The 24,814-nt window shown below is 45.6% G+C and carries 20 protein-coding genes and 1 pseudogene; 8 read left to right on the forward strand and 13 right to left on the reverse strand.

Translation table 11 applies throughout. The annotated features are described in order from the left end of the window. Positions 1-211 precede the first annotated feature (211 nt). The 9 genes and pseudogenes from L5L77_RS19835 to aroA all read right to left on the reverse strand — a co-directional run bounded on the left by L5L77_RS19835 (position 212) and on the right by aroA (position 8,423). On the reverse strand, positions 212-754 hold the full coding sequence (locus tag L5L77_RS19835; RefSeq protein WP_028759879.1) for a DUF2058 domain-containing protein: 543 nt from the start codon (positions 752-754) through the stop codon (positions 212-214). A gap of 70 nt (positions 755-824) precedes the next feature. Beyond that, complete coding sequence (locus L5L77_RS19840) at positions 825-1,646, reverse strand: SDR family oxidoreductase (protein WP_131524058.1); 822 nt, start codon at positions 1,644-1,646, stop codon at positions 825-827. Positions 1,647-1,832: 186 nt separating this feature from the next. Then, positions 1,833-2,528: an orotidine-5'-phosphate decarboxylase gene (pyrF, locus tag L5L77_RS19845; RefSeq protein ID WP_011846776.1), complete on the reverse strand. Its 696-nt coding sequence runs from the start codon at positions 2,526-2,528 to the stop codon at positions 1,833-1,835. Positions 2,529-2,573: 45 nt separating this feature from the next. Continuing rightward, on the reverse strand, positions 2,574-3,734 hold the full coding sequence (lapB, locus tag L5L77_RS19850; RefSeq protein WP_113940394.1) for a lipopolysaccharide assembly protein LapB: 1,161 nt from the start codon (positions 3,732-3,734) through the stop codon (positions 2,574-2,576). Position 3,735: 1 nt separating this feature from the next. Continuing rightward, positions 3,736-4,011 (reverse strand): LapA family protein, encoded by a 276-nt coding sequence (locus L5L77_RS19855; protein WP_028759876.1) that lies wholly within the window; start codon positions 4,009-4,011, stop codon positions 3,736-3,738. Between the two features lie 122 nt (positions 4,012-4,133). Next, positions 4,134-4,421 carry an integration host factor subunit beta gene (gene ihfB / locus L5L77_RS19860; RefSeq protein WP_006081718.1) on the reverse strand — a complete coding sequence of 96 codons (288 nt, stop codon included), beginning with the start codon at positions 4,419-4,421 and terminating at the stop codon, positions 4,134-4,136. Between the two features lie 73 nt (positions 4,422-4,494). Further along, a pseudogene (gene rpsA / locus L5L77_RS19865) lies at positions 4,495-6,165 on the reverse strand (30S ribosomal protein S1); the annotation flags it as partial. 99 nt (positions 6,166-6,264) lie between these two features. Beyond that, positions 6,265-6,957 carry a (d)CMP kinase gene (cmk, locus tag L5L77_RS19870; RefSeq protein WP_168827070.1) on the reverse strand — a complete coding sequence of 231 codons (693 nt, stop codon included), beginning with the start codon at positions 6,955-6,957 and terminating at the stop codon, positions 6,265-6,267. 185 nt (positions 6,958-7,142) lie between these two features. Next, positions 7,143-8,423 carry a 3-phosphoshikimate 1-carboxyvinyltransferase gene (aroA, locus tag L5L77_RS19875; protein ID WP_263223361.1) on the reverse strand — a complete coding sequence of 427 codons (1,281 nt, stop codon included), beginning with the start codon at positions 8,421-8,423 and terminating at the stop codon, positions 7,143-7,145. Positions 8,424-8,858: 435 nt separating this feature from the next. On the opposite strand from aroA, the gene L5L77_RS19880 reads away from it, so the two are divergent. The 3 genes from L5L77_RS19880 (at position 8,859) to L5L77_RS19890 (ending at position 12,850) form a co-directional block, all read left to right on the forward strand. Beyond that, positions 8,859-10,049 (forward strand): amino acid aminotransferase, encoded by a 1,191-nt coding sequence (locus tag L5L77_RS19880; RefSeq protein ID WP_263186407.1) that lies wholly within the window; start codon positions 8,859-8,861, stop codon positions 10,047-10,049. Positions 10,050-10,422: 373 nt separating this feature from the next. Next, the gene (locus L5L77_RS19885) at positions 10,423-11,982 is read left to right on the forward strand and encodes a YjjI family glycine radical enzyme (RefSeq protein ID WP_263223362.1); all 1,560 of its coding nucleotides are present in this window, start codon (positions 10,423-10,425) and stop codon (positions 11,980-11,982) included. After that, positions 11,954-12,850 (forward strand): YjjW family glycine radical enzyme activase, encoded by an 897-nt coding sequence (locus L5L77_RS19890; protein WP_263223363.1) that lies wholly within the window; start codon positions 11,954-11,956, stop codon positions 12,848-12,850. Before L5L77_RS19885 ends, L5L77_RS19890 begins: the two co-directional genes overlap by 29 nt. On the opposite strand, the gene L5L77_RS19895 is transcribed toward L5L77_RS19890, so the two are convergent. The 3 genes from L5L77_RS19895 to gyrA form a co-directional block, all read right to left on the reverse strand. Beyond that, a complete protein-coding gene (locus L5L77_RS19895) occupies positions 12,847-13,767 on the reverse strand; it encodes a LysR family transcriptional regulator (RefSeq protein ID WP_131524062.1) in 921 nt (306 codons plus the stop codon). The genes L5L77_RS19890 and L5L77_RS19895 overlap by 4 nt on opposite strands. A gap of 357 nt (positions 13,768-14,124) precedes the next feature. Beyond that, positions 14,125-15,216, reverse strand: coding sequence for a 3-phosphoserine/phosphohydroxythreonine transaminase (gene serC / locus L5L77_RS19900; protein WP_131524063.1), 1,092 nt, complete (start codon positions 15,214-15,216; stop codon positions 14,125-14,127). Positions 15,217-15,351: 135 nt separating this feature from the next. After that, positions 15,352-18,102, reverse strand: coding sequence for a DNA gyrase subunit A (gene gyrA, locus L5L77_RS19905; RefSeq protein WP_263223364.1), 2,751 nt, complete (start codon positions 18,100-18,102; stop codon positions 15,352-15,354). Between the two features lie 385 nt (positions 18,103-18,487). Between gyrA and ubiG the strand changes: the two genes are divergently transcribed. The 5 genes from ubiG to yfaE all read left to right on the forward strand — a co-directional run bounded on the left by ubiG (position 18,488) and on the right by yfaE (position 24,332). Beyond that, positions 18,488-19,198, forward strand: a complete 711-nt coding sequence (gene ubiG / locus L5L77_RS19910; protein WP_028759866.1) for a bifunctional 2-polyprenyl-6-hydroxyphenol methylase/3-demethylubiquinol 3-O-methyltransferase UbiG — start codon at positions 18,488-18,490, stop codon at positions 19,196-19,198. 1 nt (position 19,199) lies between these two features. Further along, positions 19,200-19,871 (forward strand): HAD family hydrolase, encoded by a 672-nt coding sequence (locus L5L77_RS19915; RefSeq protein ID WP_173496880.1) that lies wholly within the window; start codon positions 19,200-19,202, stop codon positions 19,869-19,871. A 503-nt stretch (positions 19,872-20,374) separates the two neighbouring features. Continuing rightward, positions 20,375-22,663: a class 1a ribonucleoside-diphosphate reductase subunit alpha gene (gene nrdA / locus L5L77_RS19920; protein WP_113940388.1), complete on the forward strand. Its 2,289-nt coding sequence runs from the start codon at positions 20,375-20,377 to the stop codon at positions 22,661-22,663. Positions 22,664-22,737: 74 nt separating this feature from the next. After that, positions 22,738-23,868 (forward strand): class Ia ribonucleoside-diphosphate reductase subunit beta, encoded by a 1,131-nt coding sequence (gene nrdB, locus L5L77_RS19925; RefSeq protein WP_028759863.1) that lies wholly within the window; start codon positions 22,738-22,740, stop codon positions 23,866-23,868. A 38-nt stretch (positions 23,869-23,906) separates the two neighbouring features. Further along, the gene (gene yfaE, locus L5L77_RS19930) at positions 23,907-24,332 is read left to right on the forward strand and encodes a class I ribonucleotide reductase maintenance protein YfaE (protein ID WP_028759862.1); all 426 of its coding nucleotides are present in this window, start codon (positions 23,907-23,909) and stop codon (positions 24,330-24,332) included. A gap of 292 nt (positions 24,333-24,624) precedes the next feature. Here the strand turns inward: yfaE and L5L77_RS19935 are convergent. Continuing rightward, positions 24,625-24,814, reverse strand: a 190-nt coding sequence (locus L5L77_RS19935) for a transposase (protein WP_263185794.1), incomplete at its 5' end; no start/stop codon positions are given.

The following is a 24,814-nucleotide window of genomic DNA, read 5'->3' on the forward strand; positions in this document are numbered from 1 at the left end:
AGGATTAAAACAGTTGTTTTAATTTATACCAGTTCACTGTAGAAAACAATCTCATTACAAATACAGCCGCGAATAATATAAAAGTATGCGAGTGTGTGAGCTAAGTATAAATTCAACTCATAAAAAAACCCTTAAGCCTGAACTTAAGGGTCTCTATTTTATAAGCTTTACCACAGTGTTGTCGCAGCGTTAGCTCACAAGCTTGTGGCAATTACCACATTAAATCATCAGGAATTGCGTAATCTGCATAGGGATCATCTTCAACGACCACAGCTTTAGATTCATCCTGTTGCCACAGATAACCACACCACTGCGGCACCAGCAATTTGACTCGTTCGGCCAACTTATGTGGTACTAAGTAACTCTTATCTTCGTAACGTACTATGCCTAACTGCCCTTTAAGCAATTCTGCCTGCAGTTTTTCATCTATGTATAAAGAATAGATTTTATTATCAAGAGTATAGTTAAATTTCACTTCAGCATAAGCTGGGATCTTTATCGCAGACTTAGTGAACTCAGTGATTAAACCGCGCACCTGTCCACGCTCAGATGCCTCTGCAAAACGTTGTTCATTTAGCGCTTTATCTTTTTGCGCCTGCAACCGTTTTTGCTCTGCCACTTCTTGCTTAAAAGCACTTGAGCCATCATCAACTCGAGATTTTTTATCTCGGCGTTTTTGAGTCTTAACGTCGCGAACCTTTTGTTTACTGGCAAGCCCTGCTTTGAGTAGCTGCTCTTGTAATGCATTAGCCATGGATCATTACCTACTTAATTTCTATAAAATCAAAGTTCTCGATTTTGAATATCAATAATCTAAAACCAAACTACATTTTTGCGGCCAGTTCGCCAAGCTCTGTCATCGCTATACTGGCGCCACCAAGTGACCAACCGCCATCAACCGGCAGCACAACTCCCGTAATATAGGAAGCTAATTCAGAGCCTAAGAATAGTGCGGCATTGGCGATATCCTGACCTGCGCCGTTGCGTTTTAGCGGAACGGATTGGGCAACCTTTTGCTGTAATGCGGCGCTGGGGGCAAGGCGATTAAAACCTTCAGTATTGGCGATGGGGCCAGGCATAATCGAATTAATTCTCAGCCCTTCACAGCCCCACTCTAACGCTAAAGTTCGCGTTAGCATATCCACACCCGCTTTAGCCGCACACACATGTACTTGCATTGGCATAGCGATCGAAGCCTGCGGCGCCGAAATCTGGATAATATTGCCATTGGGGCGACGCAGCAAAGGATAAGCATGCTTTAGCACTTGAAAACTGCCGAGCAAATCAATGTCCATCACCGACTTAAAACCATTGGCCGAAAGTTTTGCGGCGCTGGCGGGGAAATTCCCCGCCGCGCCGCTTACCAGCACATCGATAAAACCAAACTCAGAAGCGATTTTATCAAAACCAACGTCAAGGGCGCTAAGATCGCGCACATCAAAACTCACACCCAAATGAATACCGTCAGGATTGGCCTGTTGCAGCTGCAATACCGCGGCATCGATTTTATCTTGACTGCGGCTTGCAACGGCCACATTTGCGCCAGCCTGTGCGAACGCAATGGCAATCGCGAGATTTATCCCACTGGTTCCTCCGACAACGACAACATTCTTACCTTGATAGTTAAACATCGTAGCATTAAACATGGGCGTTCTCCGTGAACAGTGAGATAAGCACTCAGGGTGTGATTCATTATTCTATGCTGTCATTCAAGATACTATTTCAACTTTTATCAATCATATCAAGGATACCAACAAGCGATTCCAAGCCTTTTTTATTTAAACGACGGTCAAACGACTTTCAAACCGCGCTTTAGACGGCTAGTGTGGCATCTATGCCAATGATTGGTGAATCGCTTGCAATGCTGCTAACGGGTCGGCAGCTTTGGTGATTGGGCGGCCAATCACTAAGTAATCAGAACCCGCTGCTATCGCTTGAGGTGGCGTCATCACGCGGTGTTGATCGCCAGCATCACTGCCAACTGGGCGGATCCCCGGCGTCACGAGTTTGAAATCCTGACCTAACAGTGATTTCAAGGCTGTCGCTTCTTGGGCGGAACACACCACGCCATCGAGTCCCGCTTGTTGCGTGAGCTTCGCCAAACGTTGCACATGCTCAAACGCAGGCACATTGATGCCGAGTAATTTAAGATCGTCATCACTCATCGAGGTTAATACCGTAACCGCGATCAGCATAGGCGCTTTATCGCCGTAGGGCAGTAAGGCTTTTTTAGCCGCTTCCATCATGGCTAAGCCACCGCTGGCATGTACGTTCGTCATCCATACGCCAAGCTCTGCAGCAGCGGCCACGGCTTTGGCGACAGTATTGGGAATATCGTGAAATTTCAAATCAAGGAATAAATCAAAACCACGATCATGGATATCTTTCACCAGTTGCGGGCCAAACAAGGTAAACATTTCTTTGCCGACTTTAAGGCGGCACATGTTGGGATCGAGTTTTTCTATCAGTTGTAAAGCATGGTTTTTATTATCGTAATCAAGCGCTACGAGGATAGGTTTAGTCGTCATCATCTCTCCAACAGGGTTACACAAACTGTGTATTCTTCTAATAGATTATTCGCCGTCTAGGCCTCGGATCCGTTTAATGCTGCCCCAGTTTTTACAGGAAGGACAATGCCAGTAAAGCGCATGGGAAGGAAAACCACACTCCTTACAACGGTAACTCGGACGGAATTTAATTTGTTGTTCAACGAGCTGCTCTAGCATAGTTAAACTTTGCTTGGCTTGCCCTTCTTCGGCTTGGCGCAAATGCATCTGCATCAAGTGTTGAAAACCTTTCATGGTCGGATGGCGATATAACGCATCGAGCACCATGGTCTCTGCCGCTTTAATCTCATCAAGACTTATCATGTGCTGCGCTAAGGCGACCACCACAGAAGCACCGGCGCCATCGGCCATTGCGCCCGCGAGTAATTCTTGAAAACCTTCTTTATCTTGCGTGTCGCGATAAACTTGTTTGGCCGTTGGAATCGCATCGGCAAAAAGCTCGATATCGGCTTTTTTCAGTTGCAGCAGCATTTGCTTACACTGGGCATAATCTTGAATATCGAGGAATTTTTTCGCTAGGGTCAATAATGCACGACCGCATTGGGGATCTTGCTTCAGCGCTTGCTGTAGCAGTTTAATTTTCTGCGCGTCATCACTGGCTTCATCGGCTAACTGGCAATAGAAATGCGCCGTTAACGGCTTTAAAACTTGCTGACGTTTACGACTCAAACGCTTAGTGATATCAATGGCTTTTTGCCACTCTTTAATCACCTGATAAATAGCAATAAGCTGTGTTTCAGACTCTTCACTGTGATCGTCTTGGCTGACCAAGTTGATAAAGATTTCTTCAGCTCTGTCGTAAAAACCTGCTGCTAGATAATCTTTACCCAGCTCCATCATAGCGATGTCACGCTGCTCATTAGTTAATGTAGGCCGCGCGATTAAATTTTGATGGATACGAATAGAGCGGTCGACCTCGCCTCGCTTACGGAACAGCGAACCGAGTGACAGATGGGTATCTATGGTTTCATCGTCAACATCTAACATACTGATAAACAAATCGACGGCTTTATCCGATTCGTTCGACAGTAAGAAATTGAGGCCAGTAAAATAATCCCGGCTCAATTGTTTACGTTGATTACTTTGATTCTGCCTTATGCTCCGTCGCCCCATATACCAGCCATAGGCGGCAGCAATGGGAAGCAACAGAAAGAGGATCTCAAGCATATTAGGCGTCTACATCCTGAGGGATTTTAGCGATCACTTGATTTAGTTTCTTTTTAGTTGCCGCTAAACTTAATTTCAAGCGAACAATATAGTAGCTAGCAAATAACCAACTCAAAATAAAACCAGCAAAAAAGACAATCGCTAACACAACAGGTAAACGATATTCACCCTGTGCGACAAAATAGCTGATAGTCACCACTTGTTCGTTGCGCGCGCCAAAAATCAACGCCAAAATAAATAACAGTGCCACAAGCACAGTTGCTACAAATGATTTCACGCTGCACTCCCTAAACGCGTTTCAATTTAATGATTATCCAAGAAATTTACTAAGCTGACCAGCATTGCCTTGCAATCGATACAAAAAAGCCTCCTAACGGAGGCTTTTTACTATGCGGTCAATCACACATTAACGGCGTCAACACGCTCGCGCAGTTCTTTGCCTGGCTTAAAGTGCGGGACGTATTTACCTTCCAAATCGACTGATGAACCAGTCTTTGGATTACGGCCAGTCCGCGGTGCACGATAGTGAAGCGAGAAACTACCAAAGCCACGGATCTCAATACGATCACCGCTTTCTAATGTTGTTGCCATTTGCTCCAACATTTCTTTGATTGCGCCTTCAACCTCTTTCGCCGACAGCTGCGACTGCCTGGTGGCGAGTTTTTCGATAAGTTCAGATTTCGTCATCCTAGCTATCCCCTATTATCAAGCCAAACACAGTCGCCTAATGGGGAGAGATGTCTCCCCAAACAACAGGCGATTATTTACGAGCTGCTTTAAACGCTTCAGCCATTGCATTGCTAATAACAGCGTCATCTTGTTTGTTCAGAGTCGCCATTACTTCTTTCTCTTCAGCTTCGTCTTTCGCTTTGATTGACAGGCTGATAGAGCGGTTCTTACGGTCAACACCCATGAACTTAGCTTCGATTGCATCACCTACATTATAGACAGTAGATGCATCTTCGATACGCTCACGTGAAATGTCAGCTACACGGATGTAACCTTCAACAGTGTCAGCCAGTTCAACAGTCACACCTTTAGCATCAACAGCAGAAACAGTACCGTTTACGATAGTACCTTTCTTCTTGTCAGCCAAGTATGCGTTGAATGGATCATCTTCAGTTTGCTTAACACCTAAGCTGATGCGCTCACGCTCTGGATCTACAGACAGAACCACTGCATGGATTTCATCGCCTTTCTTGTATTCAGAAACTGCGTCTTCGCCAGTACCGTTCCAAGAAATGTCAGACAGGTGAACTAGACCATCGATACCGCCGTCAAGACCGATAAAGATACCGAAGTCAGTGATTGACTTGATCTTACCAGAAACCTTGTCGCCTTTGTTGTAACGAGTTGCGAAGTCATCCCATGGATTGGTCTTACATTGTTTCAGACCTAGAGAAATACGACGACGCTCTTCATCGATGTCCAGAACCAGAACTTCAACTTCATCACCTAAGTTAACTACTTTAGATGGGTGAATGTTCTTGTTAGTCCAATCCATTTCAGAAACGTGAACCAGACCTTCAACGCCTTCTTCGATTTCTACGAAGCAACCGTAGTCAGTTAGGTTAGTAACGCGACCAGTTAAACGTGTGTTTTCTGGGTAGCGTTTGCTGATTTCTAACCATGGATCTTCGCCAAGTTGTTTCAGACCTAAAGACACACGAGTGCGCTCACGATCGTACTTCAGTACTTTAACGTTGATTTCATCGCCAACATTGACGATTTCTGATGGATGTTTAACACGTTTCCACGCCATATCTGTGATATGTAGCAGACCGTCAACACCACCTAAATCTACGAATGCACCGTAGTCAGTCAGGTTCTTAACGATACCCTTAACTGCTTGACCTTCTTGCAGGTTTTCTAACAGTGCATCACGCTCAGCGCTGCTTTCTGATTCGATAACTGCACGACGAGAAACAACAACGTTGTTACGCTTCTGGTCTAGCTTGATAACTTTGAATTCTAATTCTTTGTACTCTAAGTGAGCGGTGTCGCGAACTGGGCGCACGTCAACTAGAGAACCTGGTAAGAAGGCACGGATACCGTTTAATTCAACAGTGAAACCGCCTTTAACTTTACCATTGATGATACCGATTACAGTTTCAGCATCTTCATAAGCTTTTTCCAGAACGATCCAAGCTTCATGACGTTTCGCTTTTTCGCGAGACAGTTGAGTCTCACCGAAGCCGTCTTCAACAGAGTCAAGAGCTACGTCAACTTCATCGCCAACTTGAATTTCTAAAACGCCTTGAGCGTTTTTGAATTGTTCAGCTGGGATTGGGCTTTCAGACTTCAGACCCGCGTCAACCAGTACCATACCGTTTTTGATTGATACAACAGTACCACGAACGATAGAGCCTGGACGGAATTCCAGAGTTTGAAGGGATTGTTCAAATAGATCAGCAAAAGATTCAGTCATGTTTAGGTTACTTTCTTTATTAAACCACTGTCCGTCCTAGACGTGGAGTCAGTCAAATTATCCGTATCATCCTTAATACGAATACCTATCCGGTGGACTAACTTAGTTAGTGCCGGATAATTTTTGGTTGATAAAGTTAAGCGCAAGCGCTAGCACTTCATCAATACCCTTACCGCTAGTATCGATAATGAGCGCGTCCTCGGCGGGGACTAAAGGAGCCACCGGACGATTCATATCGCGGTCATCACGTTCGATAATTTCACTTAAAAGGCGCTCGATATTAACATCGAAGCCCTTGTCCTGCAACTGATTATAGCGTCTTTGGGCACGCTCTTCAGCTGAGGCGGTTAAATATAATTTTGCCGGCGCACTTGGGAAAACGACTGTTCCCATGTCACGACCATCGGCAATTAATCCTGGCGCCGTTTTAAAGGCCCGTTGGCGACGTAATAAGGCTTCTCTCACCCGTGGAAAGGCAGCGACTTTTGAAGCGGCATTCGAGCACTCTTGGGTGCGAATGTCGTTGGTGACGTCTTCACCTTCCAATATCACTTGAACCGGATCTTTATCATTGCCTGTTAGAAACTTCACATCCAGATGTGCCGCTAACAACGTGATAGACTCTTCATTTTCCAGTTCAACGTTATGATGAATTGCTGCAAGCGCAAGAACTCGGTAAATGGCACCACTATCAAGTAGTTGCCAACCTAGATGCTGAGCCAATAATTGACTAATTGTACCTTTGCCAGCACCACTTGGGCCGTCGATTGTGACTACAGGAGCCCGTTCAGACATACATTCCTCCGCAAAAATAACCATCATCCGTGAGTTCATCAAGTGAGCCCCCGAAAATGAGCGCGCCGCATTGTACAACAAAAGACAAACAAAATCCGTTGATTTTTTATGAAGATTAGCAGCCGCACAAATACGGCTTGCTATTCTTGACATTGATGGTTGTAACAATGACGAAACAAACAGACTTAGCCTTGCAGGCTCGCAAACTGCTTAAAATAGTCAGGGAATGTTTTAGAAGTACAGTCAGGATCATTGATGGTGATACCGCAATCGGCAAATGCCAGCATAGAAAAGCACATGGCCATGCGGTGATCATTGTAGGTATCAATTTCAGCGGTGTTAATCACGGCAGGCGGAGTGATTTTAATGTAGTCATTCCCCTCTTCAACCTCGGCGCCCACTTTTCGCAGTTCAGTTGCCATAGCCGCTAACCGGTCGGTTTCTTTAATACGCCAGTTATAGATATTGCGAATAACCGTCGTGCCTTTAGCAAATAAGGCTGCGGTTGCAATGGTCATGGCCGCATCGGGAATGTGGTTCATGTCTAAGTCGACGGCCGTTAATTGGGAGCCACGGGCAATAATATAGTCATCGCCCCACTCGATATCTGCGCCCATTTTTTCGAGCACATCGGCAAATTTTACATCGCCTTGAATACTCAAACGGCCCACACCCGTGACTTTGACTTCGCCGCCCTTAATCGCCCCTGCCGCGAGGAAATACGATGCCGATGACGCATCGCCTTCTACCAGTACTTTACCCGGTGATATATAACGCTGGCCTGCAACAATCTCAAAACGCGCGTAGTCATGGTTAATGACGTTAACGCCGAACTGCGCCATCAAGGCGATAGTAATATCGATATAAGGCTTAGAGACTAATTCGCCTTTGACATGAATATTGACGCTGCCCTTAGCAAGCGGCGCCACCATCAACAAAGCCGTTAAAAACTGGCTCGATAAATCGCCTGCAATTTCAACATCACCGCCATTAAGGCCAGTGGCATTAATCGTCAGCGGTGGGAAACCGTCATTTTTAAGGTAAACGACATTGGCACCGAGTTGCCTTAAGGCATCGACTAAATCGCCAATCGGACGCTCTTCCATACGTGGTTCACCCGTGAGGGTAAATTCACCTTGGCCTAAGGTTAAGGCGGCGCATAAGGGGCGCATTGCGGTACCCGCATTGCCTAAAAACAATTCCTGCGCGGATGCTGAGGAAATCACACCACCTAAACCATTGAGTTCACACACAGTATTGTTTTGCGATAAACGGTAGTTCACCCCTAACTGCTTGAGGGAGGCCAACATGTGGCGGATATCATCTGAATCGAGCAGATTGGTGAGCGTGGTAGTACCTTGGGCTAAGGTGGCCAATAATAAGGCTCGATTTGAAATACTTTTTGAGCCCGGAATATTGATTTCACCGCGGACTTGCACAACAGGTTCAAGACGTAATTGCTTCATGAATAAATCTTCTTTCTCTATAGGGCGTCATCATCACGATCACGCGGACTGAATACGCAAAATGGCAACTTCACGCTACAGTGCGTCAAGTTAAGATTACAAATAAAAGGAGATTGGGGCCTTGTTAGTGCTTCGTCGTTATAAAATTACCGATTGTCGCTAAGGATTCAACCGTTTTTTCGAGAAAAATGGCATTTTGGTCAGATTATTTGCTGAGATCAGTGTAAAAATAACAAAAACGCAAAATTTAAGCGGTTAATTTATGATTTAACCGTATTTTTGGCAGGCTTTTTTGCCAAGATAACTGGCGTTTAATCACAGTTTTCACTTTAATTACTTTACCTTTCCGCGCTATTCTACCCTCCAAACGATAAATAACGCATATCTGATACGAACAATCACGTTTGCACTATAACCAGAAAGGTAGATGGAGCTATGTTTAACTCACTCATCGCAATGCCAGCAGATCCCATCCTTGGCTTGTTGACTCAGTACCGCGAAGACACCCACCCGCAAAAAGTTGATTTAGGTGTGGGCGTTTATAAAGACCCTACAGGCGTGACCCCGATCCTGAGCTGCGTGAAAAAAGCCGAGAAATTCCGTCTCGATACCGAAACCACTAAAGTGTATATCGGTCCAACCGGCTCGCCACAATTCAACACCTTGATGACTGAACTCGCCTTTGGTGCTGGTCACAGTGCCATCATAGCTAACCGTATCCGCACTGTATCGACACCCGGTGGTACTGGCGCACTGCGCGTGGCCGGTGACTTTATCAAGCGCTGCAACCCGAATGCGGTATTATGGGTAAGCGACCCAACTTGGGCAAACCACATCGGTTTGTTCGAAGCGGCTGGCATTACCGTTAAAACCTATCCTTATTATGACTACGATAGCAAATCATTGAAATTTGATGAGATGCTTGCTGCCCTATCGCAAGTGAGTCCTGACGATGTGGTGTTATTCCATGCCTGTTGCCATAATCCGAGCGGAATGGATTTAACCACAGAACAATGGGATAAAGTGATTGCCCTGACAAAAGATCAAGGCTTTACGCCACTGATTGACATGGCCTACCAAGGCTTTGGTGATGGCGTTGATATTGATGCCTACGGTGTGCGTCATATGGCGGCAGCGGTCGATAATATGATCCTGTGCAGCTCATGCTCGAAAAACTTCGGTTTGTACCGTGAGCGTATCGGTTCGTGTTCTGTGATTGCCAAAGATGCCAATACCGCCAATGTCGCGCAATCTGTACTACTTTATGTGGTTCGCTGCCTTTACTCTATGCCACCTGCCCATGGCGCGGCGATTGTTGAGACGATTTTAGGATCAAAAGAATTAACCCAAGAATGGCTTGATGAGCTGAAAGTGATGCGCGATCGCATCAACGGCAACCGCGCCATCTTAGTGGATAAACTTAAAGCCAATGGCGTAAACCGTGACTTTAGCTTTATCGCCCGCCAAAAAGGTATGTTCTCTTTCCTTGGGGTGGCTCCAGAGCAAGTGGCGCGCCTACAAAAAGAATTCAGCATCTATATGGTAGGTTCAAGCCGCATCAGTATTGCTGGGATCAGTGAAGATAACGTTGATTACTTAGCCCAATCGATTGCTAAAGTGCTTTAAGCCGCTGAGTTTATCTGAACCGCTCACTCTGCTGTATTCCCGCAATAAAGGAATACAGCAGAGTTCATTTACCGCCTCAAGTGTTAAATTTTTTAATCATCCCACCCGATAAGTTTTGGCAGTTTATTATCCTCTATTTCATATCCCCAATATGACAAGCAAGGCCACGTCTCACTGTTCAAGCATTTATTTTTAATCGTAAAACCACATTCTAGCGATTTTGACATCGCGGCTTTATCGCAATAAGCCACAAATTGTGACCTCAGTCGGCGGATTTCCATTTCATTAATCAGGACTGCGGCTATTTTCACTTTTTAAAGCCAACGCCACTGAGTAGATTAGTGGTCATCATAGAACTTGTGGATGTTCAGCCATGTTATTACAAGATAAATTAGTGCAAATCGTCACCAACCCGCAGCTTTCACCCAAGCAAAAATCCAACTATTTAGCATTAGAAGCGGAAGCCAGTTTGCCCTATATGTCGATATCGCCCGAGGTAAACGCGGCGATGAATGACGGTATTATTTGCGACATGTTTGAAGGCCATGCGCCTTTTAAACCACGCTATGTGTTGCCAGATTATGCCCGCTACCTTCAACAAGGCTCTGAATACTTAGAGTTATCAGCGGCAAAAAACTTGGACGAAGCCATCAATGCCTTAACGATTCTGTACCATCACGTGCCATCGGTGACCAATATCCCCGTGTATTTAGGTCAGCTGGATGACATTTTGATGCCTTTCGTTGAAGGAATAGATGCGGAAGTCCTTTATCGTAAATTAAAACTGTTCTGGATCATGCTCGATAGAACCCTGCCCGATGCCTTTATGCATGTGAATATTGGCCCTACAGATAACATCGTTTGCCGCACCCTACTGCGCATTGATGCCGAGTTAAAACAAGTTGCACCCAATTTGACTTTTATGTACGACCCCGCCGTCACACCGGATGAATTGTTGTTGCTTGCGACCACCAATATTTGTCAGTGCAGTAAGCCGCATATCGCGAATTACCCACTGCATGCCAGTGCGTTTGATGAGCGCGGTTTTGGTATTGTCAGTTGCTACAACGCGTTGCCGTTAGCGGGCGGCGCCAATACCTTAGTTCGACTTAATCTTAAAGAAGTGGCGTTAAAGGCCAATTCTATAAACGATTTTTTTGATACTGTATTGCCAAATTACTGCTCACTCACCTTCGAGCTCATTGACGCGCGCTCGGCATTTTTGCATCAAGAATCACACTTCTTTGACAGTTTTTTAGTTAAAGAGCAATTGATTGATGAATCGCGCTTTGCACCCATGTTTGGTATTTACGGCATGGCAGAAGCCGTGAATATTCTGCGGACATTCACGGCTACTGATGCAACGAAGTTATCTCAACTAGATCAACACACTGGCTATGGTCATCAGACAGATGCAAATCAGCTGGGCTATCGTATTTCTGCTGCGCTCGATGCCATAGTGAAATCCACACCCGTTGCGCATGGCTTCCATGGACGGGCACTACTGCATTCACAGGGCGGTATTAGTCTCGATAAAGATGTGACACCAGGTGTTCGTATTCCCTATGGCACAGAACCCAATCCCATCGCCCATATTCAAGCCCTAGCACAACATCATCAATATTATACGGCGGGGATTAGTGATATTTTGACTATCGATGAAACCGTCAAATCCAATCCTCAAGCTATGTTCCAACTGTGTAAAGCCGCACTTGAGTTAGGTTTTAGGGAGTTTACCGCCAATGTCGCCTCTAACGATTTAATGCGCGTGACTGGCTATATGGTAAAACGCTCAGATATTGAAGCGTTTAAACAGTGCGGCTCGCGTCTCAATACCACAGGCTTAGCCGCAGAAGCTGCGGTTAATACGGGAATATTGCAACGACAAGCACGAGTTATCGCCCATGAACACTCCCCTTGTGTCTTTAAATAGACACACTATTGTCAGTCAGCTATTGCCCTTTTCATGCGTCGACGGGCCTGGCAGCAGGCTCGTATTATTCCTGCAGGGCTGCAACTATCAATGCAAAAACTGCCATAACCCACATACCATAGGCTTATGTGATGCTTGTGGCGATTGTGTCGCCACCTGCCCTGAAAATGCGCTGACATTGATAAATCTCAATAATAAGCATCACATTCAATGGGATAGTGAGCATTGTAGCCAATGCGATACCTGCCTTGCCGTGTGCCCAAAACAAGCGAGCCCTAAGATCACTCGTTACACCGTTGAGGATATACTGACGATTCTCCATAGTCAGCGTCACTTTATTAATGGCATTACGGTTAGCGGCGGCGAAGCGAGCCTGCAACTGCCGTTTATTATTGCGTTGTTTCAAGCGATTAAGGCCACAAAGCCGTTATCACACCTGACTTGTATGCTCGACACCAATGGCAGTTTGAGTCTAACGGGATGGCATAAACTGCTGCCGTTTTTAGATGGCGCTATGGTGGATCTTAAAGCGTGGCAACAGGATACCCATAGGTATATTACCGGTCGTGATAACCATGCCGTGTTCAAATCAATCCAGTTATTGGCTAAACAGCAAAAACTGTATGAGGTGAGATTGCTGCACATTCCAAGCATCACGGATTACGAGGAAGAAATAGAAGCACTAGCGACCTATTTACTTCTGCTAGGCCCAGATACGCGAGTTAAGTTAAATGCCTTTCACCATCATGGTGTTGTCGATGCAGCACTCAATTGGCCAAGCTGTAAACAAGCCGATATTGAACGCTTAGCCGCAACCCTTACAAAGCGAGGCGTAACCAATCTCGTGTTACCTTCCATATACCTTTAACAACTGCAAAGCAAAATTTGCTCATAAAGCCAGCGCAGTGCGGGATCTTTCATGCTTTGACTATGCCAAACCAGGCTGTAAGCCACTTTGCCATATTCTATGGGTAAAGATTTAATCGTTAAGCCTTTGGCTTGGCTAGCGATGGATGCCCAGCGGCGCGAGCAGGTAAAAAGCAACTCACTGTGATGGCACATTAACGCCGCACTGCCAAAGTCTGGGACCGAAATGGGGACGGCCCGTTTTTTAGATTGTTGGGCGAGCAAAATATCAAAAAAAGGCGTACTGAGATCCGTATCGGTAATGCCAATATGGCGGTAACTTAGGTAATCATCAAAGCTGATGTTTCGCTGCTTTGCCAAGGGATGGGACGAATTCATCAGGCAGATCATTTCATCGCTAAACAAGGTTTCCCACACCAGATCGTCTTGAAGAGGATTAGGTTGACTCAGATCATGGGGTAACAGCACAAAGTCTAATGTACCTTTAAGCAATCCATCAAAACCAATATTGTCTTTGCTGTAAATATCGAGGCGGATATTAGGAGCCAAGCTCAGAATATGGGCGCTGAGCTTGGCGGCCAGCAGTTCAAAGGTGCTTTCGCGCATCGCAAGCGAAAAACGCCCCTCAAAATGTGCAGGGTTAAACGCATCCTGACTCATGATCTGATTCATATCATTGATCATCTGCTGCACGCTTGGCCCTAATCGTCTTGCCAATGGGGTTGCTACCAGTGAGTTGCCGTTACGATAGAACAGTTCATCGTTTAAACTGTCCCTGAGCTGGCTTAAGGTTTTACTGACGGATGAGGGGCTTAAACATAAACGTTCGGCGCTGGCGGTTACACTCAGGGTATCGAGCATCACATGCAAAGTGATCAAATGCTTCATACTAATCCGCGAAAGCTTGGCCAAATCCATCGGTGACATCCTATTGATTTATCGTGTATACACATCTAAAGATACGTTCTTTTAATTATGATAAACAATAACATACAACTAACCCAGCATCTTACTCAGTAATGCGCGTCAGCTCACAGGCTTTCTCAAAACGAGTGTTCTTGAAGGCATCTGGTCTCAACGTCATCTTGCTTAACGCCATTGTCGATAAATTAAAGTTAACAAAAAAGCGAATGCATTTGAGCATTCGCTTTTGGGATGTCTCACTTGAGATGGCTAACTGATGATCAACATTCAATAAGCATAACGTTGATATTCAAGCAGCAAACTCTAGACGCTAAGCGTCGCAAGCTAATGAGTAACTCAATACAGCTAAGCCTAGCTATGTTTGTTTGCAAACTCATTCATAAACTTGACCAAGGCAACTACGCCATCGAGTGGCATTGCATTATAGAGGCTAGCACGCATACCACCTACGATACGATGGCCCTTTAAGGCAACGAGTCCAGCTATTTGGGCTTGCTTTAGGAACTCACTATCGAGCGCTTCGTTGACTAATTGGAAAGTCACGTTCATTTGTGAGCGGTTCGCTGCAACAACCCCATTACGGTAGAAAGCATTACCATCAATGCATTGATATAACATCTGCGCTTTTTGTTGATTAATTTTTGCAATACTCGCAATGCCGCCAATGGACTTAAGCCAAGCAAAGACTTCAGCGGCGAGATACCAAGCAAAGGTTGGCGGTGTGTTGAACATAGAATCATGCTCAACGGCTAAACGATAGTCCATGATGGACGACTGCGGTAAACTCGGCAGTTTTAACATGTCATCGCGCACTATCACTATCGACAGACCCGATGGACCTATGTTCTTTTGTGCGCCAGCGTAAATCAAACCGTAGCGGCTGACGTCGATTTCACGTGACATAATGGTTGACGATAAATCGGCAACAATTGGCCAAGGTGAGTCTAATTCATCAAAAATTTCGATACCATCTACTGTCTCATTAGGGCAATAGTGAACATAGCGATAATCGGCATCGATTTTATGTAAATCAGGTAAGACAACCGCATTGAGTCCATTGTGTTTTTCAACAATATTCAAGCTATCAATCTGCGCTTCACCCACGAGCTTTTGTGCTTCGGCTAACGCGGCAGATGACCATTGACCACTGACTAAATACAGGGCTCGGCCATGATTACCTAAAAAATTATTCACAACAGCGGAGAACTGTCCACGACCACCGCCGTGCATAAATAGCACATGGTAATTTGTGGGGATCTGCATCAGTTCACGTAAATCGGACTCGGCTTGTTGTGTAAGCGCGATGAACTCTTTACTTCGGTGGCTGATTTCCATCACGGAAACGCCTTGGCCATTCCAATCAAGTAATTCCTGTTGTGCTTTTTTCATTACCGCTGCGGGTAACATTGCAGGTCCAGCACAGAAATTATAAATCGCGCTCACTGACACTCTCCTTAATCCCAACCATGATGTATGTATTGATAAATACGAAACCATTCTAAAACGAACAATGCTATCAACATCAATGCCATTAAAAAAACGAGCGTCCAATTGGACGCTCGTTAATATGACACTTAATTACTCTTCGTCTTGCTCATCATCAGCAAGCTCGTCTTCATCTTCGTCCAACTCTTCTTCGTCATCCAGCGCTTCTTCAAGAGCATCGTCAGCTAATTCGCCTTCGATAATGACAGGAACAATCGGTAAACCGTTTTCATCCAGCTCGACTTCATCTTCTTCAGTTTGGATTTCGTCGATACGTTGTAGGCCGACCACTTTCTCGTCGCCCGCAGTACGGATAATCGTTACACCTTGAGTGTTACGGCCAATGATAGACACGCCGCTCGCAGGTGTACGCACTAAGGTACCTTTATCACTGATAAGCATCAGTTCGTCGTTAAGACCGACTTGAACAGCCCCAACAACAGCGCCATTACGTTCGCTCACCTTGATTGAAACCACACCTTTAGTCGCACGGCTCTTCGCAGGATATTCAGACAGTTGCGTCCGTTTACCGTAACCGTTTTCAGTCACAGTCAGAATCGCGCCATCGCCTTTGGGTACAATAAGCGACACGACTTTCTGACCTTCTTCTAAACGGATACCACGAACGCCTGTTGCAGTACGGCCCATAGGACGCAGTGACAACACTTCTTCACCGGTTTCAGGATCGGTTTTCACTTCGCCAGTTTCAGAATCACGAACTTTCTCACCAAAGCGAACCACTTTCCCTTCGTTCGAGAACAACATGATTTCGTCATCACCGTTAGTGATATCGACACCGATCAGTTGGTCACCGTCTTTGAGGTTAACGGCGATAATGCCGTTTGCACGTGGGTTGCTATAAGCAGTTAGTGCGGTTTTCTTCACAGTACCGTGTGAGGTGGCCATGATGATGTACTTGTCAGCCGCGTATTCACGTACTGGCAGAATCGCAGTAATGCGCTCGCCATCGGATAACGGCAGCAAGTTAACAATTGGACGACCACGGGCCGTACGGCTCGCTAATGGCAATTGATACACTTTGAGCCAGTACATCTTACCAAAGTCAGAGAAGCACAAAATGGTGTCATGGGTATTGGCAACTAACAGCTTCTCGACGAAATCTTCATCTTTCACTTTCGTCGCGGCTTTACCTTTACCACCACGGCGCTGGGCTTGGTAATCGGTCAACGGTTGATACTTGGCATAACCTAAGTGCGACAGTGTTACCACAACGTCTTCTTCGTTGATCAAGTCTTCAAGACTCATATCGACTTCGTTGGCATTGATCACTGTACGGCGCGCATCACCATATTCTTCAAGGATTTGAACTAATTCTTCCTTGATCACTTCCATCAAACGCTCAGGACTGCGCAGAATAAACAGCAGACCCGCGATAAATTCGAGCAGTTCTTCGTATTCGGCGATGATCTTATCGTGCTCAAGACCAGTCAAACGGTGTAAACGCAGTTCCAGAATGGCCTGAGCTTGTTGCTCAGTCAGGAAATATTGACCGTCACGAATACCGTATTGTGGCTCTAACCACTCTGGACGCGCGGCGTCATCGCCCGCTTTTTCCAGCATGCCTTGAACGTGGCCTAATTCCCAACCTTGCTCAACCAATTTCACTTTGGCATCCGCAGGCGTGGGTGAGGCTTTGATCAGTGCAATAATCGGGTCAATGTTAGCCAGTGCAACCGCCAGCGCTTCCAAAATATGGGCACGCTCACGGGCTTTACGCAGTTCAAATACGGTACGACGCGTCACCACTTCACGGCGATGCAAAATAAAGCATTCGAGCATTTCTTTAAGGTTAAACAGTTTAGGCTGACCATTGGTCAGGGCCACCATGTTAATCCCGAAAGAACACTGCATTTGCGTTTGAGCATAAAGGTTATTTAGTACAACCTCGCCCACTTCACCGCGCTTAATTTCGATAACGATACGCATACCGTCTTTATCAGACTCGTCGCGTAGGCCGCTGATCCCTTCAAGCTTTTTATCTTTAACCAGCTCGGCAATCTTCTCGATTAAACGGGCTTTGTTCACTTGATATGGGATTTCAGTGACGATTATACGCTCACGGCCATTATCTTCGGTTTCCACATCTGCCAGAGCACGCATGATCGCGCGGCCACGGCCAGTTTTATAGGCATCAATAATGCCTTTACGGCCGTTGATAATCGCTGCAGTGGGGAAATCCGGACCTGGAATATATTCCATCAACTGTTCAATCGACAGTGAAGGTTCTTCAATCAATGCCAAACAGCCTTTCACAACTTCCGTTAGGTTGTGTGGTGGGATGTTGGTTGCCATACCTACCGCAATACCCGATGAACCGTTAATTAACAGGTTAGGTACGCGTGTAGGTAATACAGCTGGGATCTGTTCTGTGCCGTCGTAGTTAGGGACGAAATCCACTGTCTCTTTTTCAAGATCAGCTAGTAATTGGTGCGCTAACTTATCCATACGGATTTCGGTATAACGCATTGCCGCCGCTGAGTCACCGTCGACCGAACCGAAGTTACCTTGGCCGTCTACTAAGGTGTAACGCAGTGAGAATGGCTGGGCCATACGGACGATAGTGTCATAAACAGCAGAATCACCATGGGGGTGATATTTACCGATGACGTCACCGACCACACGGGCAGATTTTTTGTAAGGCTTGTTCCAATCGTTCTTCAATTCACTCATGGCAAACAGAACGCGGCGATGAACCGGCTTTAAGCCGTCGCGCACGTCTGGTAATGCACGTCCCACGATAACGCTCATGGCGTAATCAAGGTACGAATTCTTTAGTTCGTCTTCGATATTAATTGGCGAAATAGATGATGCCAGATCAGTCATAAACTGCTCGTTCCCCTGAAAAATAGCCGACAACGTATAATCCGTATCATTGCCTAGCCCAAAAACGTGATTTGGCATTCTAACACAGTTATTTAATGTCGCCAGACCTATCATTATCGAATTGAGAGTCTGGTGGCTTAATAGATGAAAACACTGTCAATTTGGTCGTTTGTGAGATAAACAAGCGTTGAAATTCACGGCTTACGATGAGGAAAAATCGTCAAAGGGATAAAGTAAAAGGTCGATACGGAGCACAACAATTAACATAAAAGCAGATAACTGCTGAAAATTCACTCAACCACAAGGGCTTAGCTCAGTCGAGCACTTTGTTTATCAAACATAGTCGTTATAATAGCCGCACAATACAGCTTCTTCAGGTAATAGCATGCATCAGAATACCAATGTAGACCCACAGGAAATCGCAAAGTTTGAACGTATGGCCGAAACTTGGTGGGATCTCAACGGCGAATTTAAGCCGCTGCATCTATTAAACCCGCTGCGCTTAAACTATATCGATCAAACCGCTGGCGGTATTTTCGGCAAGAAAGTGCTCGATGTCGGCTGTGGTGGCGGCATTTTGTCTGAAAGCATGGCCCGCATCGGCGCCGAGGTTGATGGCTTAGATATGGGTGATGAGCCCTTAGAAGTCGCCCGCCTACATGCCCTCGAAACGGGCGTGAGCATTAATTATGTAAAAAATACTGCCGAGGCCCACAGCCAAGATCATCAAGCCTATTACGATGTGGTGACCTGCATGGAAATGCTCGAACATGTACCCGATCCACAATCTGTGATTAAAGCATGCTGTGACATGGTCAAACCCGGTGGTCATGTGTTTTTCTCCACCATCAACCGCAACATTAAATCCTACGTGCACACCATTTTAGGTGCGGAATATTTGCTAAAAATGCTGCCAGTTGGCACCCACGAGCATAAAAAATTCATTAAGCCTTCGGAGCTGATTGAGCTAGTAGATAATACCGATCTTATCTGTACCGATGCCTTAGGGGTAAGCTACAACCCATTGACGGGCATTTTTAAGTACACGCCTAAGGTTGATGTGAATTACATGATAGCGACGCGTAAGGTTGATTAATATGAGTCTGGCACAGATCAAAGGCGTACTGTTCGATCTCGACGGCACCTTAGCCGATACCGCGCCGGATCTGGTGCAAGCCCTCAATTTAAGTCTTCAAGATGTCGGCATCGCCGCGCAGCCGTTAGCGGCCATGCGCTACGCCGCATCCCACGGCAGTTTTGCCTTAGTCGATGCCGCGATCCCTGATGCGGCAGAAGATCTTCGGTCTCAAGTTCAGCAAGGGCTACTCGCCCACTATCAGCGTATAAATGGCGATCACTGTGCGCTATTCACAGGCATAGCGGCATTACTCGACTGGCTCGAGTTAACTCAGCTGCCGTTTGGGGTGATCACCAACAAGCCTGCGCGCTTTACCCGTCCCTTATTGCGAAAACTGAATTTACACTTGCGTATGCCCGTTATCATTAGTGGCGATTCTACAAAACACCCAAAACCCCACACTGCACCTATGCTGTTAGGCGCACAACAGCTGAACTGTGCTCCAGAACACATTTTGTATCTTGGGGATGCCGAGCGAGATTTGCTCGCGGCCAAGGCTGCTGGCATGTTAGGCGGCGTGGCCCTATGGGGTTATCTGGGCGTGAACGACAAGCCGTTGCAATGGCCAGCGCACGCGCATTTTGCGAGCCCAACTGAGCTACATCAAGCACTAATCGAAGCATTGGCTTAACAACATCAACCAAAAACAGCGCCTACAATGCTCAAGAATAAGGCATCCAATACATAATTTCACTGACGGAAATCAGTGTGTCAGCATACTATTTATGACCCACGGAAAAAGTCAGGCGCATAAAAGATCGGCACTCGTGAGCGATCGCGATCTAAAGAAAAAGATCGCCTAAAAATCCCCCATGAGTGTGACACGCTAACCTGAAATTGAGCTTCAAGGTTAGTCGTTACTAACGCAAAAGTTTATCCTCACGTTATCCACAAGATGTCCCCTGAATTCAGACTTGCAAATAGGGGCAAACCTCACTATCTTGTATCCCATATAATTTAAAACACCATATCTTGTGTATAGGTAACAATCAGACACACTAGAAGCTCGCCGCTTAATTGACTCGTTTTTAACCAGTCAGCTGTATTTAAGGGACGATTATTGATTGTTTTACAAGGATACGTACGGTGATTTTGCTCACCTAAATACATATAAGAACCAAGGCCTATCTCCAAATGAATAGCACTATGACAGTCACAAAACGCTGTGGCGATCGTGAGAATATCGATCTCGAAAAAATACACCGCGTAATTACTTGGGCAGCCAAGGGATTAAAAAACGTTTCTGTTTCGGAAGTTGAACTTCGCTCGCACCTACAGTTTTTCGATGGCATCCCAACCGAAGCTATCCATGAAACCATTATCAAGGCTGCGGCGGATTTAATTTCTCCAGAATCACCGGACTATCAGTTCCTCGCTGCCCGTTTAGCAGTGTTTCATTTGCGTAAGAAGGCCTTCGGTCAGTTTGAGCCGCCCGCATTGTATGCTCACGTGACTAAGTTGGTTGAGCTAGGTAAATACGATCAACACATTTTAAGAGATTACACTCGCGAAGAGCTGGATGTGATGGATACCTATATCGACCATTGGCGCGATATGGACTTCTCTTACGCAGCGGTAAAACAGCTTGAAGGCAAATATTTAGTTCAAAACCGTGTGACCCACGAAATCTATGAGAGCGCGCAGTTCCTTTACATTTTGGTCGCGGCTTGCTTGTTTGCCCGTTATCCAAAAGAGACGCGCCTGAAATACGTTAAAGATTTCTATGACGCGGTATCAACTTTTAAACTGTCGCTGCCAACGCCAATTATGGCCGGTGTGCGCACCCCAACGCGTCAGTTTAGCTCTTGCGTACTGATCGAATGTGGTGACAGCTTAGATTCTATCAACGCGACCGCTTCGTCTATCGTGAAATACGTCAGCCAACGTGCGGGTATCGGTATTAACGCCGGTCGTATTCGTGCCTTAGGTAGCCCAATCCGTGGTGGTGAAGCCTTCCACACAGGTTGTTTACCTTTCTATAAGTATTTCCAAACCGCAGTGAAGTCGTGCTCTCAAGGCGGCGTGCGTGGCGGTGCTGCGACCCTGTTCTACCCTATTTGGCACTTAGAAGTCGAATCTCTGCTGGTATTGAAAAATAACCGCGGCGTCGAAGACAACCGTATCCGTCATTTAGACTACGGTGTGCAGTTGAACAAAGTCATGTATCAACGTCTGATCAAAGGCGAGAACATCAGTTTATTTAGCCCATCTGACGTACCTGGCTTGTACGATGCTTTCTTTGAAGATCAAAACGAATTCGAACGTTTATATGTGCAATATGAGCAAGACAGCAACATTCGTAAGAAAACGATAAAAGCCGTTGAACTGTTTTCACTGATGATGCAAGAGCGTGCCTCAACGGGCCGTATCTACATTCAGAACGTGGATCACTGCAACACTCACAGCCCGTTTGATTCAAAAGTCGCGCCGATCAGACAGTCTAACCTGTGTCTTGAAATCGCCCTGCCGACTAAACCATTAAACAACATCGATGATCCAGAAGGTGAAATCGCGCTTTGTACGCTGTCAGCACTTAACTTAGGTTCTATCAAAGAGTTATCTGATATTGAGCCATTAGCCGACCTCGCCGTACGCGCACTGGATAATTTATTGGATTATCAAGATTATCCTATCAAGGCCGCGCAAATCGCCTCGATGAATCGCCGTACTTTAGGCATAGGTGTGATCAACTTCGCTAACTATTTAGCGAAAAATGGCATGAAGTATTCTGATGGTAGCGCGAACGCTTTAACCCACAGAACCTTCGAAGCGATTCAGTACTATTTACTGAAAGCCTCAATGAACTTGGCCAAAGAGCAAGGGGCATGTCCGTTATTCCACGAGACCACTTACTCTCAAGGTATTTTGCCAATCGATACCTACAAACGTGACCTAGATAAAATTTGTGCTGAACCATTGCACTTAGACTGGGAATCACTGCGTAGCGATATCAAGCAATATGGCCTGCGTAACTCGACGCTGTCGGCATTAATGCCATCAGAAACCTCGTCGCAAATCTCCAATGCGACCAATGGTATTGAGCCACCACGTGGTCTTATCAGCGTGAAATCGAGCAAAGACGGTCAGCTAAAACAAGTGGTACCCGATTTCGATACACTGAAAGATAGCTATGAATTGCTGTGGAAAATGCCAAGCAACGACGGTTACTTACAGCTAGTGGGTATTATGCAGAAATTCGTTGACCAAGCGATTTCGGCTAACACTAACTACGATCCTTCACGTTTTGAAGGCCGTAAAGTGCCAATGCAAACCCTACTGAAAGATTTGCTCAATGCTTACAAGTTAGGTGTTAAAACGCTTTACTACCATAACACTCGCGATGGTGCGTCGGATTCACACGATGACATCACCAATTTAGAGAAAGAAGATGACGGTTGCGCCGGCGGCGCATGTAAAATCTAGTCTTTAACTTTAACGTTAACGGTTTTATAGGGATCCCTATTTAGTGGATCCCTATCCATTGGAAAAATAGCACCATGGCCTACTCTACCTTCTGTCAAACACCCAACGATGCCACCCGTGAACCTATGTTTTTAGGTCAATCGGTCAACGTGGCTCGTTACGATCAACAAAAATATGAAGTGTTCGAAAAACTGATAGAAAAGCAGTTATCTTTCTTTTGGCGCCCGGAAGAAGTAGACGTCAGTCGCGATAAGATTGACTACGGTGCATTGCCTGATCATGAAAAACACATCTTTATTTCGAATCTGAAATACCAAACCCTACTCGACTCGATTCAAGGCCGCTCGCCCAATGTGGCCTTTTTGCCGCTGGTGTCACTGCCTGAATTAGAAACCTGGATTGAGACTTGGTCTTTCTCTGAGACGATTCACTCGCGCTCATACACCCACATCATTCGTAATATCGTTAACGATCCTTCAGTGATCTTCGACGATATCGTTGTGAACAAAGAAATCTTAAGCCGTGCGACCGATATCGCCGCTTATTACGATCACTTGATCCAACTGACTCAGATATTCCATTTACTCGGTGCAGGAACCCATGTTATCGATGGCAAAGAAGTCATAGTCAACACCCGCACCCTGAAAAAAGCCTTGTACCTGTGCATGATGTCAGTCAACGCCCTAGAAGCTATTCGTTTCTATGTTAGCTTTGCCTGCTCATTTGCCTTTGCTGAACGTAAGCTCATGGAAGGTAACGCGAAAATCATTCGCTTAATCGCCCGTGATGAAGCCTTACACTTAAACAGCACTCAGCATATTTTAAGCATCATGCAAGGCGGTAAAGACGATCCAGAAATGGGTGAGATTGCTGCAGAATGCCAACAGGAAGCTTTCGATTTATTCTTCAAAGCCGCAGAGCAAGAAAAAGAATGGGCAAAATACCTATTCAAAGACGGCTCTATGATAGGTTTGAATGAACAGATCCTTTGCCAATACGTTGAGTTTATTACTAATCAACGCATGAAGTCGGTGAATCTACCACAACCATACCCAGAAATAACCAATCCATTACCTTGGATGAAAAACTGGTTAGAAAGCGATGCAGTGCAAGTTGCACCACAGGAAGTTGAAGTCTCTTCATACCTTGTCGGCCAAATTGACTCCGCGGTTGATGGTGATGAGTTCCTCGACTTCGATCTATAAGACACTTAAAAGTGACGTTACAAAATGGCATTAAAACAGTGACATCAAAAAAACGGCCACAAAACCTGTTTGCGAAGGCGCCAATCGTGCGCCTTCAAGGTCAACCTGTGTTGCTCTTTACCGAGCAACAAGGCACTTTGCTGCAAGCGCTCGAAGCTAAAAAAGTTAAAATCTTCTCAGAATGTCGCAACGGTTTCTGCGGCGCCTGCAAAACACGCGTCATCAGCGGAAAAGTCAGCTACTTAAACGAACCCTTAGCCGAACTCAAACATGATGAATGTTTGCCCTGCTGCTGTGTGCCAACCGAAGATTTAGAGCTGGACTTGTCACCTGAAGGTGCAGCTGTGGTCACCTATGCGTGTCAATCTCATCAGAATAAAGCCAGTTTGGCTAAGCCAAAGCAAACACAAAATGTAGCAAGTGACACACGCACGCAGAAACAGGCAGTGTTTGAAGACTCATAACGGCAAGACTCGATTGTTCAATAAGCTGTTTTAAACAAGATGTGGCGTTAAAACCCAAAATCGCTTTAAAACAAAAATGAGCTTTTAAACAAAGAGTATCTCTTAAACAAAGAGTAGCTTTAAGACAAACTGCCCCTTTCAATACAGCCTTATTCAATCCGCGCCATTAGATACCAAACGTATTAAAACCCACTATTCTCCCTTCTCTCTATTTTCAATGCATTCACACTAAAAAACCTAAAACAAACTAAAACAAACTAGGGTCTGTTGATCTTTGCTGTACAAATGTTGTTCAGCAATACATCGGCAGCCACATTAACATAAACGCCAGTGACACCATACTGGCGTAATTTCTTGCTAGCTTGTCATATCTTGTTGATATTGCTCGATAGTGCTTAATTCTTCCAAAAGCATTCTCCACTAAATGTCGATACCGATATAAGCACCAATCGACTCTTTCTTGAGGTGTATTCTTATAGCGG

Source organism: Shewanella sp. SM29 (assembly GCF_025654245.1).
In the GTDB taxonomy this organism is placed as follows: Bacteria; Pseudomonadota; Gammaproteobacteria; order Enterobacterales; family Shewanellaceae; genus Shewanella; species Shewanella oncorhynchi.

Coding starts and splice junctions, on each gene's coding strand:
- L5L77_RS19835 (WP_028759879.1), bottom strand. CDS start 754: ATGGCTAATGCATTACAAGAGCAGCTACTCAAAGCAGGGCTTGCCAGT.
- L5L77_RS19840 (WP_131524058.1), bottom strand. CDS start 1,646: ATGTTTAATGCTACGATGTTTAACTATCAAGGTAAGAATGTTGTCGTT.
- pyrF (WP_011846776.1), bottom strand. CDS start 2,528: ATGACGACTAAACCTATCCTCGTAGCGCTTGATTACGATAATAAAAAC.
- lapB (WP_113940394.1), bottom strand. CDS start 3,734: ATGCTTGAGATCCTCTTTCTGTTGCTTCCCATTGCTGCCGCCTATGGC.
- ihfB (WP_006081718.1), bottom strand. CDS start 4,421: ATGACGAAATCTGAACTTATCGAAAAACTCGCCACCAGGCAGTCGCAG.
- cmk (WP_168827070.1), bottom strand. CDS start 6,957: ATGTCTGAACGGGCTCCTGTAGTCACAATCGACGGCCCAAGTGGTGCT.
- aroA (WP_263223361.1), bottom strand. CDS start 8,423: ATGAAGCAATTACGTCTTGAACCTGTTGTGCAAGTCCGCGGTGAAATC.
- L5L77_RS19880 (WP_263186407.1), top strand. CDS start 8,859: ATGTTTAACTCACTCATCGCAATGCCAGCAGATCCCATCCTTGGCTTG.
- L5L77_RS19885 (WP_263223362.1), top strand. CDS start 10,423: ATGTTATTACAAGATAAATTAGTGCAAATCGTCACCAACCCGCAGCTT.
- L5L77_RS19890 (WP_263223363.1), top strand. CDS start 11,954: ATGAACACTCCCCTTGTGTCTTTAAATAGACACACTATTGTCAGTCAG.
- L5L77_RS19895 (WP_131524062.1), bottom strand. CDS start 13,767: ATGGATTTGGCCAAGCTTTCGCGGATTAGTATGAAGCATTTGATCACT.
- gyrA (WP_263223364.1), bottom strand. CDS start 18,102: ATGACTGATCTGGCATCATCTATTTCGCCAATTAATATCGAAGACGAA.
- ubiG (WP_028759866.1), top strand. CDS start 18,488: ATGCATCAGAATACCAATGTAGACCCACAGGAAATCGCAAAGTTTGAA.
- L5L77_RS19915 (WP_173496880.1), top strand. CDS start 19,200: ATGAGTCTGGCACAGATCAAAGGCGTACTGTTCGATCTCGACGGCACC.
- nrdA (WP_113940388.1), top strand. CDS start 20,375: ATGAATAGCACTATGACAGTCACAAAACGCTGTGGCGATCGTGAGAAT.
- nrdB (WP_028759863.1), top strand. CDS start 22,738: ATGGCCTACTCTACCTTCTGTCAAACACCCAACGATGCCACCCGTGAA.